Consider the following 17,434-nt stretch of genomic DNA (forward strand, 5'->3'; position numbering starts at 1 on the left):
TTGCGCATCGACCTTGGGATTGCGGGGGCATCGGCGGCATGAAGAAACGAGACTCGTTGGCAACCCGGCTGCGCTACGGGTTCGACAAGAGCATGGCCGCCGGCCCCATCGCGCTGATCGGCTGGCTCGCCGTCGCTTCCCTGCTGATCATCATCGCCGCCGCGGCGTTCCTCGCCGTGACCCGTATCGCGCCGGAGGGCGGCGAGCCGCTGAACTTCTTCGAAGCGTTCTGGGAATCGCTGATGCGTACGCTCGATTCCGGCACGATGGGCGGCGATACAGGCTGGGCCTTCCGTCTCGTCATGCTGTTTGTCACGCTGGCCGGCATTTTCGTCGTGTCGGCGCTCATCGGCGTGCTCAGCGCCGGCGTCGACAGCAAGCTCGATGAATTGCGCAAGGGCCGTTCGCGGGTGCTGGAGAGCGACCACACCATCATCCTCAACTGGTCGCCGTCGATCTTCGACGTCATCTCCGAACTCGTCATTGCCAATGCCAGCCGCCGCCATCCGCGCATTGTCGTCATGGCCAACATGGACAAGGTCGCGATGGAGGACGAGATCGCGGCCAAGGTCGACAGGCTGGGCAACACGCGCATCATCTGCCGCAGCGGCGACCCCACCGACCTCTATGACCTCGCCATCGTCAACCCGCAGACTTCGCGCTCGATCATCGTGCTGTCGCCGGACGGCGACGATCCGGATTCGCAGGTGATCAAGACGGTGCTGGCTCTGGCCAACGACCCGAACCGGCGTACCGACCCCTACAACATCGCCGCCGAGATCCGCGACGGCAAGAACGCCGAGGTCGCCCGCGTCGTCGGCGGAGCTGAGGTGCAGCTCGTGCTGGCCGATCAGCTGATCTCGCGCATCGTCGTGCATTCGAGCCGGCAGTCGGGTCTCAGCGGCGTCTATTCGGAGTTGCTCGATTTCGACGGCTGCGAAATCTACACGACCGAACAGCCTGACCTCGCCGGCAAGACTTTTGGCGAGGCGGTGATGGCGTATGAGCATTGCGCGCTGATCGGGCTCTGCGACCAAAAGGGGAGGGTCAATCTCAACCCGCCGTCGGAGCTGAAGATCGGCAAGGACATGCGCGCCATCATCATTGCCGAGGACGATGCCGCCATAAAGCTAGGAGGCGCGGCGGCCAAGATCGATACCGCGGCGATCCTTCGCCATCAGCCTGTCGAGGCGAAGCCCGAGCGCACGCTGATCCTCGGCTGGAACCGGCGCGGTCCGATCATCACCTATGAACTGTCGCGCTATGTCGCGCCGGGCTCGATCCTGACCATCGCCGCCGATACGCCCGGCCTCGAGCAGGAAGTTGCCGGACTGCCGGTCGTGGGCGACAATCTGGCGGTGTCCTGCCGCATCACCGACACGTCGAGCAGCACCGAGCTTGCAAGCCTGGACGTGCCTTCCTACGACCACGTGCTCGTGCTGGGCTATAGTGAGACCATGGCGGCGCAGCCCGCCGATACGCGCACGCTGGTAACGCTGCTGCATCTGCGCAAGATATCGGATGATGCCGGCACGCATATCAGCATCGTCAGCGAGATGATCGATGTGCGCAACCGCGAGCTGGCAGCGGTGACCAAGGCCGATGATTTCGTCGTCAGCAACCGGCTGGTCAGCCTGATGCTGGCGCAGGCGTCGGAGAACCAGTATCTCGCCGCGATCTTCGATGATTTGCTCGACGAGGAGGGCTCCGAAATCTACATGCGCCCGGTCGGCGACTATGTCGCCATCGACCAGCCGGTGACGTTCTGGACGATCGCGGAATCGGCGCGGTTGCGCGGCGAGATCGCCATCGGGTACCGGCGCGTCCGCGCCGCGCAGACCGATGCGCGGGCGCTGGGCGGCGTCACCGTCAACCCGTTGAAGTCGGAAGCCTTGGCCTACCTGCCGGAGGGCCGGGTCATCGTCCTGGCGCGAGACTAAGCGGAAACGCCTGCCGCCTTGGCGCGAGCCAGGAGCCGTTCGGCCAGCCGCAGATGCGGCCGGTCGTACATCTTGCCGTCAATGCCGACGACGCCAGGATTTCCGGCCGCCTCGAAGGCAGAGACGATCGCCTGCGAGCGTTGGACGGCTTCGGCCGATGGCGTGAAGGCGGCGTTGATGACCGGCACCTGTGCCGGGTGAATGGCCATCTTGCCGGTAAAGCCGTCGCGCTCGGCCTCGGCGCATTCGGCTTCGAAGGCGGCCATGTCGCGAAAACCGGGGAAGACCGTGTCGATCGCCGCGACTTCGGCTGCGCCGGCGGCGAGGATGGTCATGGTGCGGGCAAGGCGGAAGACATCGGTGTAGCGGCCGTTGTCATCGCGCGCGGCGCGCGCGCCGATCGCTGCCGACAGATCCTCCGCGCCCCAGGTGAGGCCGGCAAGCCGGGCGCTTGCCCCGGCATAGGTCGCGGCGGCAAGCACGCCGGTAGCGGTCTCGGTGATGATCGGCAGGATTTTTATCTCACCGTCCGGCAATCCGCTTTCGGCTTCGTGCACGCGCAGCTTTGCGGAGAGTTGCTGGACGTCCTGACCGCTGTTCGATTTCGGTAGCATGATGCCGTCGGGTTTGGCCGAGACCAGGGCGGCCAGATCGTCGTCGGTCAACCCGGTCGAGAGATCGTTGACTCGGATATAGATGGCGGAGCTTGTCTGCTGCCTGTGCTCGGCAATGAACCGTGCCGCGATGCCGCGTGCCGCCACCTTGTTTTGCGGAGCGACGGAATCCTCGAGGTCGACGATGACCACGTCGGCGCCGGCGCCAAAGCCTTTCTCCAGCTTCTTTTCGGAATCGCCGGGCACAAACAGCAGCGAGCGCATCAGGTCGCCTTTTTCATCATCATCGCCTGGCGCGTGCATTTGGCGACGAGCACGTCGTTCTGATTGTAGGCGCGATGCTCAAACTCGACGATGCCACGGTCCGGTTTCGATTTCGATTCCCGGACCGAGAGCACCGTCGTCTCGACACGGATGGTGTCGCCATGGAAGACCGGGTGCGGAAACACCGTCTCCTTCATGCCGAGATTGGCAACCGTGGTGCCGACGGTGATGTCATTGACGGAAATGCCGATCATCAGCCCGAGCGTGAACAGCGAATTGACCAGCGGTCTGCCCCATTCGCTTTTGGCGGCGAAGTCGAAGTCGATATGCAGCGGCTGCGGGTTCAGCGTCATCACCGAAAACAGCATGTTGTCGCTTTCGGTGACGGTCTTGCGCAACGTATGCCTGAAGACATGGCCGACGACGAACTCTTCAAGATAAAGCCCGGCCATTATCGTCCTCCTCTGCTGCCTGACGGTTGATAGGCGCTGCCCATGTCACCCGCAAGCCTGCTAAAGCGCGTCGCGCTGAGACGGATCCATGCGACGCGCTTCAACGTTTTTGTTTTGATGCATGTCGTTCTCTCAAAACCGGGACCACTTTTGAGCGACATGCATTAATAAACATGGTGAACCGTTCGTAAACCATTTCTGCCTAGGGTCTTCCCGGGGCCGGAAACTTTCCGGCAAGGGGCATAAGCAGGCGGTATGGTTGTTGTTTCGCATTTCCTGAAATGGATCTACACCGCCAAGGTATCGGAGCGTGCCGCCGCGGCGAGCGCGCTCGCCCGGGCCTACATCAACGCCGAACTGCCCTTCGAGGACCGCTGCGCTGCGGAGGCGGCGCTGACGCTGCTGCTCGACGACGCCTCGTCGAAGGTGCGGCTGGCGCTGGCCGAGGCGCTGTCGATGAGCCATCACGCCCCGTTGCAGATCATCAGCGCGCTGGCCTCCGACCAGCCGGAAGTGGCGGCCCTAGTGCTGGCGCGCTCGCCGCTGCTTACCGACGCCGACCTGATCGACCGTGTTGCCACTGGGCACAAGGCGACGCAAAAACTGATCGCCGACCGGCCGGTCGTCTCGATGGCGGTTGCCGCGGCCATTGCCGAGATCGGCGAACCGGAAGCGTGTGCCGCACTGCTCGCCAATGACGGCGCCGATATAGCATCGCTCAGCTTTCGCCGCATGGCCGAACGGCATGGTCATATCGCTCATGTGCGCGAGGCCATGGTCACCGATATCAGGCTGCCTGCCGACTGCCGGCACATGCTGCTGGTCAAGCTCGGCGAAACGCTGAAGGGGTCACCGCTGGTGATGGCGCTGATGGGGGCGGCCCGGGCAGAGCGCGTCACGCGCGATGCCTGCGTCAAGGCTTCGGTGCGGCTGGTCGAAGGCACGCGCACGGAGGAACATGGCGCGCTCATCGAGCATCTGCGCCTGCGCGGCGACCTGACCGCGAGCTTCATCATCCGCACGATTGCACATGGCAAGGTCGACTTTTTCGGCTCGACCCTGGTCGCGCTCAGCCAGCAGTCGGAGCAACGGGTGCGGGCGCTGCTTGCCGGCGGCCAGGACGTTGCGCTGCAGGCGCTGTTTCGCGGCGCCGGCCTTGCCGCTCCCACCCATGGCATCATCCTGCGGGCGCTCAAGATCTGGCGCGAAGTCGCCAATGGCAAGCGCGTCGCCGGCGTGCAGGAAGTCAGCTGGCTGATGCTGAAGGAACTCGGCGGCCAGTCCACCGAGGGCGATCTGGCCGGCCTGGTCAAGTCGATCCATCTCGACGCGCTGCGCGAAAACGCGCGCGGCCATGCGCTGGCGATCGCCGCAGCATAACTTCCTAGCCCCGATCCTTGGCGAAAAAATCCGGGAAATCCTCGATCGCGGCGGCGATGATGCGCAGCGAGGCTGCGATCTGCAGCGTGTCGGCACTGCCGCTGCGCTCCGAGAGGCCGGCTGCGTATTGCCGGGCGACAGCGACGGTCGCCGTCTGCGGATCGCCTGGTGCGCGAAACAGCAGTTCACGCGCCAGGCCGCGCAGGAAGTTGCCGATCGAAAGCGCGGTTTCGGAAGGCGTGGCCGGGCTCTGCTGTGCGGTGCGCAGGCGCAGGATTTCGAGGCCTACTGTGACGGCGGCGACGCCGCCACCCAAGATGGCATCGCCTTTCCTGCCGGCGTTCTGCAACAGCGGCATCAGCTGGTTGATGCGGTCATAGGCCAGGCTCTCGAAGGCAGAACGCCGCGGCACCCGCTCATGCAGGCACAGCCGGGCGAGGTCCTCGCGCATGGCGCGCACGATGCGGTTGGCGGCAAGCCACGGATCGGCGGGCAGCACGACGATGAAGACGCCGATCGCCAGCAGGATGCCGACCAGCACTGAAGCCGAGCCGGCGAAGAACGGGCCTGGAGCATAGGTCATCGCCTGATGCGGACTGAGGAAGGCGAGGAAGTTGATGGCAAAGGCGGTCGCCACGCCGACAGTACGGGGATTGGCCATGCCCAGCGCCGTCGGTATCAGGATCGGCACCACAAACAGCGCGAACCAGCCGAAACCGGGCAAAGCGGGCAGGGCGACCTGGCCGACAAGGAAGGCAAAGGGCAACGCCAGCAGCGTTCCCCGGAAGAAGCCCCAGGACACCTGCACCGGATCAGGACGCGCGGCGAAAAGACTGGAGACAACAGCAACGAGAATGACGGTACCGGCCGCGTCGGACCATTTCGTCGTCAGCCAGAAGGCGGCGACTGCCAGCGTGGCAAGGGCGGCGCGTATGGCATTGCGAAAAGCGCCGGGGTAGTCGCGGTGCACCACCAGCGCAGGCTGCCGCCTGTTGCTCCGGCCCGGGCGCGTGACCGGTGCGCGCAGAGCGTCGAGACCGCGCAGCACCTGCTTGAAAGCTTCGGCGAAATCGGCGGCGATGGTGAGGCGCGTTATGGTGCCGACCCTGTCGTCGCCATGATCGGCCGCGGCGTCGGGCATTTGCCGGGCCTTGGCGGCAATCGCGTCGAGCCGCGTCACCCAGGGCGATGTGTCGTCCAGCGCCTCGGGGGTGGCTACCAGTTCGCTGACGAGCGACTGCAGTTCGGAACGCACCGGGATAAGTGCCGCGTTTTTCGGCGCGGCGTGCGAATGCAGCGCGCGCGCCGCTGAGAGCGCCGACAGGAGTTGGCCGATGGTGCGCCGGACCGGATGGGCGCGCGTGGCGAAGCTCGGCGCTTCGAGCCGGGCATAGGTGCGCATCTCGGCCAGCGTCTGGGCATCGGCGATCAGCTTGCGGTGCAGGCCGGCCAGTGTCGCGGGGTCGCCTCCGGAAAAGGCGCCGCCGGCATAGGTGGCAAGATCGAGGATGCTGCGCTTCAGCCTGGAGATGATGGCGTCGGCGGCGAGTTTTGGCAGGATCAGCCGGCTGGTCAGGCCGGCACAGACGATGCCGAGCACGATCTCGGCGCAGCGCGCGACAGCGAGATCGACGATCACATGCGGCTGGCCGAAAGCCGGCAGGCCGATGATCATTGCGGTATAGCCGGCAAGTGCGGCGCCATAGGCTTCCGGATTGCGCAGCAGCGACGAAACCAGTGTGCACAGGCCAATCCAGACGGACAGGGCAGTCACCAGCAGCCACGGATTGGTGCCGAAAACCGAGGTGATGCCGATCGCCGCCAATCCACCGGCCAGCGTGCCGAGCAGCCGGTAAAAGCCTTTCGCCAGCACCATGCCGGCAACCGGCTGGGCGACGATGAAGACCGTCATCATGGCCCATTGCGGATGGTCGAGTTTCAGCGCGTAGGCGACGAGAAGCGCGATCAGACCGGCCGAAACGGTGCGCAGGGCGAAAATCCAGTCCGAGCGGGTCGGCTGCGTCAGGCCGGCAAATCTCGCGACAAAACCGTTGCGCAGCCGGTCCCAGGTCACACGCTCATCTCCATCTGGAAGAGCAGACTAGAACGGTGGCCGCTTAGATATCCAGCACTTCCGTCGCGGCGAATTCGGCGCGTTCCTGGATGAAGCGGAAGCGTGCCTCCGGCTTGGTGCCCATCAGCGCGTCGACCGCATCCTTGGTCGCAGCAACGGCATCGATCACGTCGACCCTGAGCAGCGTGCGCTTTCTCGGGTCCATGGTGGTTTCCTTGAGCTGCGAGGCCATCATCTCGCCCAGGCCCTTGAAACGGCCAATCTCGACCTTGGCGCGGCCGGTGAATTCGGTGCGCAAGAGCTCGTCCTTGTGCGCATCGTCGCGGGCATAGGCGACCTTGCCGCCTTGCCGGATCGAATAGAGCGGCGGCACGGCCAGATAGAGATGGCCGCCATTCACCAGGTTCGGCATTTCCTGGTAGAAGAAGGTGATCAGCAGCGAGGCGATGTGGGCGCCGTCGACGTCGGCGTCGGTCATGATGATCACGCGGTCGTAGCGCAGATCCTCGTCGCGGTATTTTGAGCGCGTGCCGCATCCGAGCGCCTGGATCAGGTCCGAGATCTGCTGGTTGGCGGCCAGCTTGTCGTTGCCAGCGCTGGCGACGTTGAGGATTTTGCCGCGCAGCGGAAGGACCGCCTGGCTGGCGCGGTCGCGCGCCTGCTTGGCCGAGCCGCCGGCCGAGTCGCCTTCGACGATGAAGAGTTCCGCACCCGCCGCGGCATTCTGCGTGCAGTCGGCGAGCTTGCCGGGCAAGCGCAGCTTGCGCACCGCGCTCTTGCGCGACACTTCCTTTTCCTGGCGCCGGCGCACCCGTTCGTCGGCGCGCGCAATCACCCATTCCAGCAGCTTCGAGGCTTCCTGCGGATTGTCGGCCAGCCAGTGGTCGAAGGGGTCGCGGATGGCGGTCTCGACAATGCGAATGGCCTCGATCGTTGCCAGCCGATCCTTGGTCTGACCGACGAATTCCGGCTCGCGGATGAACACCGACAGCATGCCTGCCGCCGAGATCATGACGTCTTCGGAGGTGACGATCGAGGCGCGCTTGTTGCCGACGAGGTCGGCATAGGCGCGAAGCCCGCGCGTCAGTACATTGCGGAAGCCGGCCTCATGCGTGCCGCCTTCGCCGGTCGGGATGGTGTTGCAGTAGGAATTGATGAAGCCGTCGCCGCCGAACCAGGTCACCGCCCATTCGAGCGAGCCATGGCCGCCCTGCTTCTCGCTCTTGCCGGCGAAGATTTCGCGCGTCACCTGGAAGTCGTCGCCGAGCGATGCCTTGAGGTAGTCCTTCAGGCCGCCGGGGAAATGGAACTCCGCCTTGGCCGGCGTCTGGTCCTTTTCCTTGATCAGCGACGGATCGCAGCTCCAGCGGATTTCGACACCGCCGAACAGATAGGCTTTCGAGCGCGTCATGCGATAGAGCCGCGCCGGCTCGAAGGCAGCGCCCTTGCCAAAGATCTGCTCGTCGGGATGGAAGCGGATCTTGGTGCCGCGGCGGTTGTGCACCTCGCCGAGCTGCTCCAGCCCGCTCACCGGAACGCCGCGCGAAAACCTCTGTCGGTAAAGCTGACGTCCGCGTGCGACCTCGACTTCGAGATGGTCGGACAGCGCGTTGACGACGGAGACGCCGACGCCGTGCAGGCCGCCGGAGGTCTCATAGACCTTGGAATCGAACTTGCCGCCCGAATGCAGCGTCGTCATGATGACTTCGAGCGCCGGCTTCTTGAATTTCGGGTGCGGATCGACCGGAATGCCGCGACCATTGTCGGTAACGGTCAGAAACCCGTCGGCCGAAAGCTCGACATCGATGAAGGTGGCGTGGCCGGCGACCGCCTCGTCCATCGAATTGTCGATGACCTCGGCGAACAGATGGTGCATCGCCTTGTCGTCGGTGCCGCCAATATACATGCCGGGACGGCGCCGAACCGGCTCCAGCCCTTCCAGCACCTCGATATCTGCGGCGCTGTAGCCTTCGCTGCCATCCTTGGTCGCGGCAGGACGCTTCGCTGCCTGCACCAGCGGGTCAGCCGGGCGCGCCGACGTCCGGGTTGGTTGGGGCTGCTTTTCCAGATTGCCGAAAAGATCGTTGTTGTCGTCCATGCCTGCCATAGAATCCGGTGCCGCGAATCACCCGCCGATACTGCCACGCTTTTCAGCGCCAAGCGACGGAAGTTCCTGTTACGTTCGGGGATTTAACCCCTTCTTATCCTAAAACCTTTCGATAACCAAGCCGGCGAAAATAGGTCCGGGCGGAGCGCCCGGGATTCCTGAATCTTTAACTAAGCGGCCTAGCGTGGGCCTCAACAAATAAAAGACCATCAGGTGTCAGGGGTTAGTTGTGAGGGGCAAGGCCATAACCATGATCGGCATCGCCGCCGTTTTCGGCGCGATCTCGATCTTTGCCGCGGATTTCTGGGTTAAAAGCCAGGCCAAGGCCGATGCCGAGGAAAAGACGGCATCGATCCCGGCGCCCGTGACCCCCAAGGTCGAGTTCAAGACCATCGTGGTGGCCAACGCGCCGCTGCGTTACGGCATGGAACTCGACCGCGCGCAGCTCACCGAAATCCCGTGGTCGGAAGAGTCCGTGCCGCAGGGCGCCTTCACCACCATCAATTCCTTGCTCGCTGAAGGCAGCCGCGTGGTGTTGTCGCCGATCGAGATCAACGAACCGGTGCTGCTCAGCAAATTGTCCGGACCGAACGGCCGTGCGACGCTGTCCAACATGATGACGCCCGGAATGCGGGCGGTGACCATCCGCACCGACGAGATCGCCGGTGTCGGCGGCTTCGTGATGCCGGGCGACCGGGTCGACGTCGTTTTGACGCGCGATGCCGGCGAAATCCAGGAAGTGGCCAAGAACGCGCAGGGTGCTGCCGGCTCGACCGTTACCTCCGAGATCGTCGTCTCCGACGCCAAGGTGCTGACCGTCGGGCAGGGCGCCGACCAGCGCCAGACCACACCGCAGATCGCCAATTCCGTGACCATCGAGGTGACGACCGACGGCGCGCAGAAAGTGGCGCTTGCCCGCACTGTCGGCACCTTGTCGCTGTCGCTGCGCTCGGCCGCCGATGGCGGCACCGCCAAGGACGGCGTCACCACCATCTCATCCTTCGGCGGGTCGGTCGCCTCCGGCGTCCAGGCTGCGGCCGGTGCGCTGTTCACGGCCGCAACCACGGAGCCTGAGAAGCCAAAGTTCAAGACGATCATCGTGACGCGCGGCACGCAGGTCGAGGAATACCAGGTTCCTGCGCGGGACCAGCCATAACTGCCGGTGGGGACCGGACGAGGGACGGGACAGATGTCGGGACTTCATGCATATCGGATGACGAAAGGGCTGCGCCCAATGCGGGCGCTTGCGATGGCGGCTTGCCTCGCCGCGGCCGCAATGCTCGGCCTCAGCGCGCCGGCCAGGGCCGACAACGACATCGTCTATGTGTCGTCGACCAAGAATGCGTCGATCAAGGTGGCCAAGGGCAAGCCGAAAACGATCATCACCAGTGCCGCCTTCTACCAGATCGTCATCGGCGATCCGGAGATCGCCAACGTCAACCCGCTGACCGACAAGTCCTTCTATGTGCTGGGCAACAATCTCGGCACCACCGGCGTTGCCCTCTTCGACGAGAACAAGCAGCTTGTCGGCACGGTCGACATCGAGGTGACCCTGGACACCGACCAACTGGCCAGCACCATTCGCGCCAGCGTGCCGGACGCCAAGATCAAGGTCGGCTCGGCCAACGGCCGTGTCGTGCTGTCGGGCGAGGCGGATGACGCGGTCGCCGCCGAGAAGGCGAGCAAGATAGCCAGCCGCTTCTCCGGCAATGAGGAAGTGATCAATTCGGTCAACATCTCGTCTTCGCAGCAGGTTCAGCTCAACGTCCGCTTCGTCGAGATCAACCGCCAGGCCGGACAGGATCTCGGCGCCAAATACAGCGCCAATTTCGCTTACGGCCTTGGCGGGCGCGACGTCACCATCGAGCCGGGCACATTGCCGGCGGCGGGCAATGGCGAGATCATCGGTCGGCTGCTGTCGAACGGCCTGTCGATCGACGTTGCCATCAAGGCACTGGAGGAGCGCGGCCTTGCCAGGCGGCTGGCCGAGCCGAACCTGATCGCCCGGTCGGGCCAGACGGCAAGCTTCCTCGCCGGCGGCGAGTTCCCGATCCCGGTTTCCGAGGATAATGGCAAGATCTCCGTCAGCTACAAGAAATATGGCGTCAGCCTGGATTTCACGCCAACAGTGCTGAAGGACGGGCTGGTCAGCCTCGACATCGCGCCGGAAGTGTCCTCGATCGATGCCTCGGCCTCCTACAATATCGGTACGATTTCGGTGCCGGGCTTCATCGTGCGCCGCGCCAGGACATCGGTCGACCTGAAGAACGGCCAGAGCTTCATGATCGCCGGCCTGCTGCAGTCGCAGAACGACATCACCACCTCGCGCCTTCCCGGGCTCGGCAAACTGCCGGTGCTCGGTTCGCTGTTTTCCTCGAAATCCTATCAGCGGCGCGAGACTGACCTCGTGATCATCGTCACGCCCTATCTGGTCAAGCCGGTCGATCCGTCGAAGAAGTTGCTCGAGCCGACTGACGGCACGCAGCCGGCCAGCAATGTCGACTATTTCCTAAACAACACCGAAGAAGTGAAAGCATCCGACGCCAACCGCGCCATGGCAATGGCCAGCGGCAGCACGGCCCAGTCGGCCCCGGTCGCCACGGTCGGGCACTTCCTCGACCTGCCGAAGGATTGAAGCCATGCGCGTCGAACCATGCATTGCGCTGTTGCTCGCCGGCCTCGCCAGCGGCTGCACCAGCGACGACTATGTCCGCAGCGAGGGGACGACGACGGCCGCCGGCAACGCGCAGGCTGCCAATACGGTCATGCAGATGGTCGACCCTTGGAAATATGGCGTCCAGAACACCAAACTGCTGGTGCCGGCGCAGCGCAGTGAGGCGGCGGTGAACGCCGCCGATCAGGCGGCTGCCGCCAAGGCTGTGCAACCAACAGCGACAACCGATTGATTTGCCTGGCGATTTGACCGGGAATGACCTGACAGGCTGACAAAATGGCAAGCGGCATCAAGACCAAGAAAATCCTGCTGGTGTCCAGCGACCGGACCTTTGTGCAGGATACGCGCACCGCGTTCGCGGCCTCGGAGGTGATCCAGCTCTCGACCGTCGAGAAGAATATTTCCGAACTGCGCGGCGAGGTCCAGGAAGCCGATTTCGGCGCGCTCATCGTCGACATGGATGCGGCAAAGCTGGAAGAGATCGAGTCACTGCAGCGCATCATGCGCCGGCTCGAAGGCCGGGTTCCGGTCGTCGTCGTTACCCAGGAGTTCAACGCCGCCGCGGTGCGCATCCTGGTGCAGCTCCAGGTCGCCGATTTCCTGGTCAAGCCGATCACCACGGCCGATCTGGTGCGTTCGGTCGTGCGCGCGCTGCAAGGGCCGGGACGCGAGGAAAACACCGAGTCGCAGATCTACACCTTCATGCCGGCCGCCGGCGGCGTCGGAACCACGACGCTGGCACTGCAGACCGCCTTCCAGCTGCATCATTCGGTGACGCGCGGCGCGTCGACCTGCGTGGTCGACCTCAATTTCCAGCAAGGCGCCTGCGCCGAATACCTCGACCTCGAGCCGCGCTTCGACATCACCGAAATCGAGAACCAGCCCGAGCGCCTCGATCGGCAGCTGCTGGACGTGATGCTGTCCAAGCATGCCAGCGGGCTCTGCGTGCTGGCGGCGCCGACGCGTCCGTCGGAAATGCGCTCGTTCAAGACCGATGTCGTGGTGCGCATGCTCGATCTCGTCTCGGCCTATTTCGACAATGTCGTCATCGACATGCCGCGCACCTGGTTTCCGTGGACGGAGACGGTGCTGCTCGGCTCCAATAAGCTCTACATCGTCGCCGAAATGACGGTGCCGTGCCTGCGCCATACGCAGCGGCTGATCCAGGCGGTCTACGAGACAGCCGGCAAGGAAGTGAAGCCGAACGTCATCGTCAACCGCTTCGAACAGAAGATGTTCGACAACGGCATCAAGCATGCGGATGTGCAGGAAATCCTCGGCGAGCATTTCGTCGGCGGCATCTCCAACAACTATCGGCTGGTGCGCGAGGCGGTCGAYCGCGGCGTGCCGCTGCATGAGATCGACCCGAACGCCAATGTCGTCAACGATCTTAAGAAAATCATCCTTCCGGAAGAAGCGGTCGCGACGCCCGAGAAATCGCGCTCGCTGTTCAGTATGGGCAGGGGCCTCTTGAAGAGGAAAGCCGGATGACCAGCCGCTTCTCGACCTTGCAGAACCGTGACGTCCGCCCGCTGAAGCCGGCCGATGCGGGGCCGGTCGCGCATCATGCGGTGGTCATTCCGACGATCCGCAAGGCCTTGCCGCCGAAACCGGATGCGACACCCGCCAAAAGCGCCAACAAGGTGCTCGACGCCCGCGTGCGCATTCACCGTATGCTGCTCGAGGAAATCAACCTTGTCGCGCTGGAGCGCCTGCCCAAGGACGAGATGCGCCGGCAGGTGCAGGAATTCGTGTCGGAAAAGACCCGTCAGGAGCGGATGGCGATCAACACCGTCGAGCTCGAGGCGCTGGTCGACGACATCGTCGACGAGATGGTCGGCCTCGGCCCGCTGGAGCCGCTGCTCAAGGACCCCGACATCAACGATATCCTGATCAACGGCCACCAGAACTGCTTCGTCGAAAAACGCGGCAAGCTGCAGCAGGTCCACATCCCGTTCAAGGATGAGGCGCACCTGTTGCGCATCATCAACAAGATCGTCGCCGCCGTCGGTCGTCGGGTCGATGAATCGCAGCCGATGGTCGACGCCCGCATGCTCGACGGCTCACGCTTCAACGCCGCCATCCGGCCGGTGGGCGTCGACGGGCCGCTGGTGTCGATCCGCAAGTTTTCCAAGAACAAGCTCGGCCTGCACAAGCTGGTCGAGTTCGGCGCCATCACCCAGAATATGGCCGAGGTGCTGGCCGCCGCCGTGCATGCCCGCAAGACCACCATCATCTCGGGCGGTACCGGCACCGGCAAGACGACGATGCTCAACGCATTGTCGGCCTTCATTCCGGAAGACGAGCGGCTGATCACCATCGAAGACGCGGCCGAACTGCAATTGCAGCAGCCGCATGTCGCGCGCATGGAAACGCGCCCGGCCAACATCGAAGGTCATGGCGAGCTGAAGCAGCGCGACCTGGTCAAGAATGCGCTGCGCATGCGCCCCGACCGCGTCATCCTCGGCGAGTGCCGCGGCGAGGAGGCCTTCGACATGCTGCAGGCGATGAACACCGGCCATGAAGGTTCGATGGCGACCATCCACGCCAACACGCCGCGCGACGCCATTTCACGTCTCGAGCAGATGCTGGGTATGACCGGCATGCCAATGACGGTGCAGTCGATCCGCAGCCAGATCGCCAGCGCGCTCGATCTTATCGTCCAGCTGACGCGCCTGTCCGACGGCAAGCGCAAGGTGACCAGCGTCGCCGAGGTGACTGGCATGGAAGGCGACGTCATCCAGATGCAGGAGATATTCCGCTTCGTGCGTACCGGCATGGAGGCCGACGGCACCATTCTCGGGCACTATGAAGCGACCGGCATTCGCCCGCGCTTTCTTGAGGATCTGCGCAATATGGGCATCGAATTCCCCGGCAGATATTTCGAACCCGGCCGGCCGCAGGAGTAGCGGCGTGTTCGAGAGTTTCAGTCCGATCTATGTCGTCTATGCCGCGGCAGCGCTGACCGGCATCATGATCGCCGAAGGCTGCTATCTGCTTTATGCCGGCCGCAGCGACAAACGCACGGCGATCAACCGGCGCATGAAGCTGCAGGAAAACAAGATCAGCCAGGAACAGGTGCTGATCCAGCTGCGCAAGGAGCGCGGCCTGGACGCCGGCACGTCGTTGTTCTCGCCCGATCGTTTTCGCGCCTTGCGCACGCAGTCGGGCATGGTGATGCCTGTGCCGAGGTTCCTGACCATCACGACGGGCGTGGCGCTGGCGCTGATGCTCACCGCGATCTGGTACGGTCTGCCGCTGCTGCTCGCCATCTTGCTGTTTGTGATGCTCGCAGCACTGCTGCCGGTGCTGGTGTTGCGTACCATGCGCAGCCGGCGGGTGAAGCGGTTCGGCGTGCAACTGCCGGAGGCGCTGGAGCTGATCACGCGCGGCCTCAAGGCCGGGCATCCGGTTCCGGTGGCGATCTCCATGGTGTCGCGCGAGATGCCCGATCCGATCGGCTCAGAGTTCGGCGTCATCTCCGACGAGGTCACCTATGGTTCCGACCTGGTTTCGGCGTTGAATTCACTGTTCGACCGGGTCGGCCAGGAGGATCTGCCGCTGTTCGTCACCGCGGTGTCGATCCAGACGAGTTCGGGCGGCAATCTGCGCGAGATCCTCGACGGGCTGTCGACGACGATCCGCGAGCGCGGCAAGCTGCGCCGCAAGGTGCGCGCCATTTCAACCGAAGGCCGTATGTCGGCTTATATCCTGACGGCGGTGCCGGCGCTGCTCTTTACCGCCATCATGGTGCTGATGCCGCAATTCTATCAAAGCGTCTGGGACGTGCCGAAGACCTGGTATTTGCTGGGCGGTTCGGTGACATGGCTGATGCTGGGCAACATCATCATGTTCAAGATGTCTAACTTCCGGTTCTGAGATGGAACAGGTGATCCAGTTCCTCGCCTCGCTGGCGCCGACGTCGATGATGCCGGTGGCCGCGCTGCTCCTGGCGATGGGCGGTGGCGCGGTGGCATGGCCGCTGGTGGTGGCCAAAGGCGACCGCAACGATCTCAAGCGCCGGCTCAAGGTCGACGACACGAAGGCTCCCGAACAGGTCGAGGCGGCGCCGAGGAAAAGCCAGAGCGTCGTGCGCGAGAAAGCGGTGAAGCGGGCGCAGGAATTCTACGCCAAGAGCGATCCGGAAAATGTCGCACGGCTGCGCATGAAGCTGATCCAGGCGGGTTATATGGAGCCGCGCGCCGTCGGCACATTCTTCCTGATCCGCTTCGCCTGCCTCGTGGGCGCAGCGATCGGCGCGTTCCTGGTCAATCAGTGGATGGCGAGCGCCGATTCCACCACGACCAGCCGCTGGGCCTTCATCATCCTGTCGGGAGCCGCCGGCTATTTTCTGCCCGGCCTGGTGCTCAGCCAGAAGGTGCGGGAAAAGATGCGCGAATACCGCAACGGCTTTCCCGACTTCATGGATTTGATGATCGTCTGCTCCGATGCCGGCATGAGCATGGAAGCCGGCATCGAGCGCGTCTCGAAGGAACTGGCCAAGACCTATCCGTCGCTCAGCCAGAACCTGCAACTGGTGTCGCTGGAACTGAGGGCGGGCCGCAGCCTCGACGATGCCTTGAAGGCGCTTGCCGACCGCCTCAGCCTGGACGAGGTGCGCTCCTTCGCCACGCTCCTGCAGCAGTCCAAGGAACTCGGCACCAGCCTGGCCGGGGCGCTGCGCGTGTTCTCCGACGAAATGCGTCACAAGCGCATGTCGCTGGCCGAGGAAAAGGCACATGCCTTGCCGGCCAAGATGTCGGTGCCGGTGGTGGTATGCATCCTGCCGGTGGTGCTGATGATCGCCGTCATCCCGATCATCGTCAAAATGACTACCGCGCCGTAGATACGTCCGAGCTGTCAGGCGACTTCCTGCGGTTACGCACTTCAATTAGCTCTGCCTGGATTTCGCGGGACACGGCTAGCGTGGCCACTTCGGTAAACCAGGAAATGAGTAATCAGCCAATGCGAATAGTCTTGTGCACCGTCCTGCTCAGCCTTGCCACGGCCGGCTTGTCGCCTGCCCAGGCTGCAGCCGGCGACTGCGGCGATGCTGCCGCTCTCGTGCAGCAGGCCTATCCCAAGGCCCGAATGACCGCCGACGGCGACTCGTTCACGCTTGAACCCCACACCAGCATCTCCCTGGCATCCCCACAATACGACTACGATTCGCCAGGCCTGGTCTGCAAGATCTGGCCTGCCCATGACGATCTGCTGTTGGTTGCGGTGCCGCTGATCGACAGCGCCCAACCCAGCGACAGGCATGTCGGCGATGTGGAGATTCTGGTCGTCGACAGGAATACCCAGCAGGTGCGCCAGCGCCTGCTCCAACCCGTGACCGACGATGCCATCGCCATCCGCAAGGTCGAATTCGATACCGGCCGCTATAGGCTGGCGCCCGAGATCACCGCCTTCGGCCTGCGCATCGACAGGGCAAACCATTCGCAGCCCAATCCCTACAGAGAAACCGCCCTGCGGCTCTATGCCGTGGACGACGATGCCCTGCGGTTGGTGCTCGACGGCCTGGTCGTGGCTGGCTTTGGCGGCGAAGGCGATGCCAGTTGCGCCGGATCCTTTCATTCCAGCCAGGTTAGCCTGGCGATGAGCCGGGCGAGCCATCACGGTTATCGCGACATCAGCGTGGTCGAGCGGACGGATACCGATGAACCCGCGATCGACAAGAATGGCGAGTGCCAGTCGCATCCCGGCAAGTCCGTGACGCGGACCTACCGGCTGCGCTATGACGGCAGCCGCTATCCGGTTCCGGAGGCGCTCAAGGCGATGGAGCCCTGACAACGCGGCTGTTGCGGCCTGGTGGTTAATGGCTGGTATGCCGGAAACCAAATTTTCAGTGCATTTCAGCACCGAAGCTTAATCGCTCTCCTGTACACATGATCTCCAGAGAATGACCCGGTAAATCGGGCGATTG

At 63.9% G+C, this 17,434-nt stretch carries 13 protein-coding genes and 1 pseudogene; 10 read left to right on the forward strand and 4 right to left on the reverse strand.

The window, feature by feature from the left end; translation table 11 throughout:
- Nucleotides 1–38 precede the first annotated feature (38 nt).
- Nucleotides 39–1,940, forward strand: a complete 1,902-nt coding sequence (locus AC1DYJ_RS12450; RefSeq protein WP_477281163.1) for a CASTOR/POLLUX-related putative ion channel — start codon at nucleotides 39–41, stop codon at nucleotides 1,938–1,940.
- On the opposite strand, the gene AC1DYJ_RS12455 is transcribed toward AC1DYJ_RS12450, so the two are convergent.
- Entirely contained in the window at nucleotides 1,937–2,818 is an 882-nt protein-coding gene (locus AC1DYJ_RS12455) for an HpcH/HpaI aldolase/citrate lyase family protein (RefSeq protein WP_477281165.1), read from the reverse strand. The genes AC1DYJ_RS12450 and AC1DYJ_RS12455 overlap by 4 nt on opposite strands.
- Nucleotides 2,818–3,282, reverse strand: a pseudogene (locus tag AC1DYJ_RS12460) (MaoC family dehydratase); the annotation flags it as partial. The gene AC1DYJ_RS12455 and the pseudogene AC1DYJ_RS12460, both read right to left, overlap by 1 nt.
- A 243-nt stretch (nucleotides 3,283–3,525) precedes the next feature.
- Here AC1DYJ_RS12460 and AC1DYJ_RS12465 point away from each other — a divergent pair.
- Complete coding sequence (locus tag AC1DYJ_RS12465; RefSeq protein WP_477281166.1) at nucleotides 3,526–4,650, forward strand: DUF2336 domain-containing protein; 1,125 nt, start codon at nucleotides 3,526–3,528, stop codon at nucleotides 4,648–4,650.
- 4 nt (nucleotides 4,651–4,654) lie between these two features.
- Here AC1DYJ_RS12465 and AC1DYJ_RS12470 read toward each other — a convergent pair whose 3' ends face one another.
- The gene (locus AC1DYJ_RS12470; protein WP_477426079.1) at nucleotides 4,655–6,724 is read right to left on the reverse strand and encodes an FUSC family protein; all 2,070 of its coding nucleotides are present in this window, start codon (nucleotides 6,722–6,724) and stop codon (nucleotides 4,655–4,657) included.
- Nucleotides 6,725–6,767: 43 nt separating this feature from the next.
- Entirely contained in the window at nucleotides 6,768–8,822 is a 2,055-nt protein-coding gene (gene parE, locus AC1DYJ_RS12475; RefSeq protein ID WP_477281170.1) for a DNA topoisomerase IV subunit B, read from the reverse strand.
- Nucleotides 8,823–9,081: 259 nt separating this feature from the next.
- On the opposite strand from parE, the gene cpaB reads away from it, so the two are divergent.
- The 8 genes from cpaB (at nucleotide 9,082) to AC1DYJ_RS12515 (ending at nucleotide 17,298) form a co-directional block, all read left to right on the forward strand.
- On the forward strand, nucleotides 9,082–9,987 hold the full coding sequence (gene cpaB / locus AC1DYJ_RS12480; protein ID WP_477281172.1) for a Flp pilus assembly protein CpaB: 906 nt from the start codon (nucleotides 9,082–9,084) through the stop codon (nucleotides 9,985–9,987).
- A gap of 78 nt (nucleotides 9,988–10,065) precedes the next feature.
- Nucleotides 10,066–11,466: a type II and III secretion system protein family protein gene (locus tag AC1DYJ_RS12485; RefSeq protein ID WP_477426081.1), complete on the forward strand. Its 1,401-nt coding sequence runs from the start codon at nucleotides 10,066–10,068 to the stop codon at nucleotides 11,464–11,466.
- Between the two features lie 4 nt (nucleotides 11,467–11,470).
- Nucleotides 11,471–11,737, forward strand: a complete 267-nt coding sequence (locus tag AC1DYJ_RS12490; protein WP_477281176.1) for a hypothetical protein — start codon at nucleotides 11,471–11,473, stop codon at nucleotides 11,735–11,737.
- Nucleotides 11,738–11,781: 44 nt separating this feature from the next.
- Nucleotides 11,782–12,996, forward strand: a complete 1,215-nt coding sequence (locus AC1DYJ_RS12495; protein WP_477281178.1) for a CpaE/TadZ family protein — start codon at nucleotides 11,782–11,784, stop codon at nucleotides 12,994–12,996.
- The gene (locus AC1DYJ_RS12500; protein WP_477281180.1) at nucleotides 12,993–14,414 is read left to right on the forward strand and encodes a CpaF family protein; all 1,422 of its coding nucleotides are present in this window, start codon (nucleotides 12,993–12,995) and stop codon (nucleotides 14,412–14,414) included. The genes AC1DYJ_RS12495 and AC1DYJ_RS12500 overlap by 4 nt, the downstream gene beginning before the upstream one ends.
- A gap of 4 nt (nucleotides 14,415–14,418) precedes the next feature.
- Nucleotides 14,419–15,384 (forward strand): type II secretion system F family protein, encoded by a 966-nt coding sequence (locus tag AC1DYJ_RS12505; RefSeq protein ID WP_477281182.1) that lies wholly within the window; start codon nucleotides 14,419–14,421, stop codon nucleotides 15,382–15,384.
- Nucleotide 15,385: 1 nt separating this feature from the next.
- Entirely contained in the window at nucleotides 15,386–16,351 is a 966-nt protein-coding gene (locus AC1DYJ_RS12510) for a type II secretion system F family protein (RefSeq protein ID WP_477281184.1), read from the forward strand.
- Nucleotides 16,352–16,470: 119 nt separating this feature from the next.
- Entirely contained in the window at nucleotides 16,471–17,298 is an 828-nt protein-coding gene (locus AC1DYJ_RS12515) for a PA3715 family protein (RefSeq protein ID WP_477281186.1), read from the forward strand.
- The last annotated feature ends 136 nt before the right edge of the window (nucleotides 17,299–17,434 follow it).

The sequence above is a fragment of the Mesorhizobium sp. P2_B11 genome (assembly GCF_056404855.1).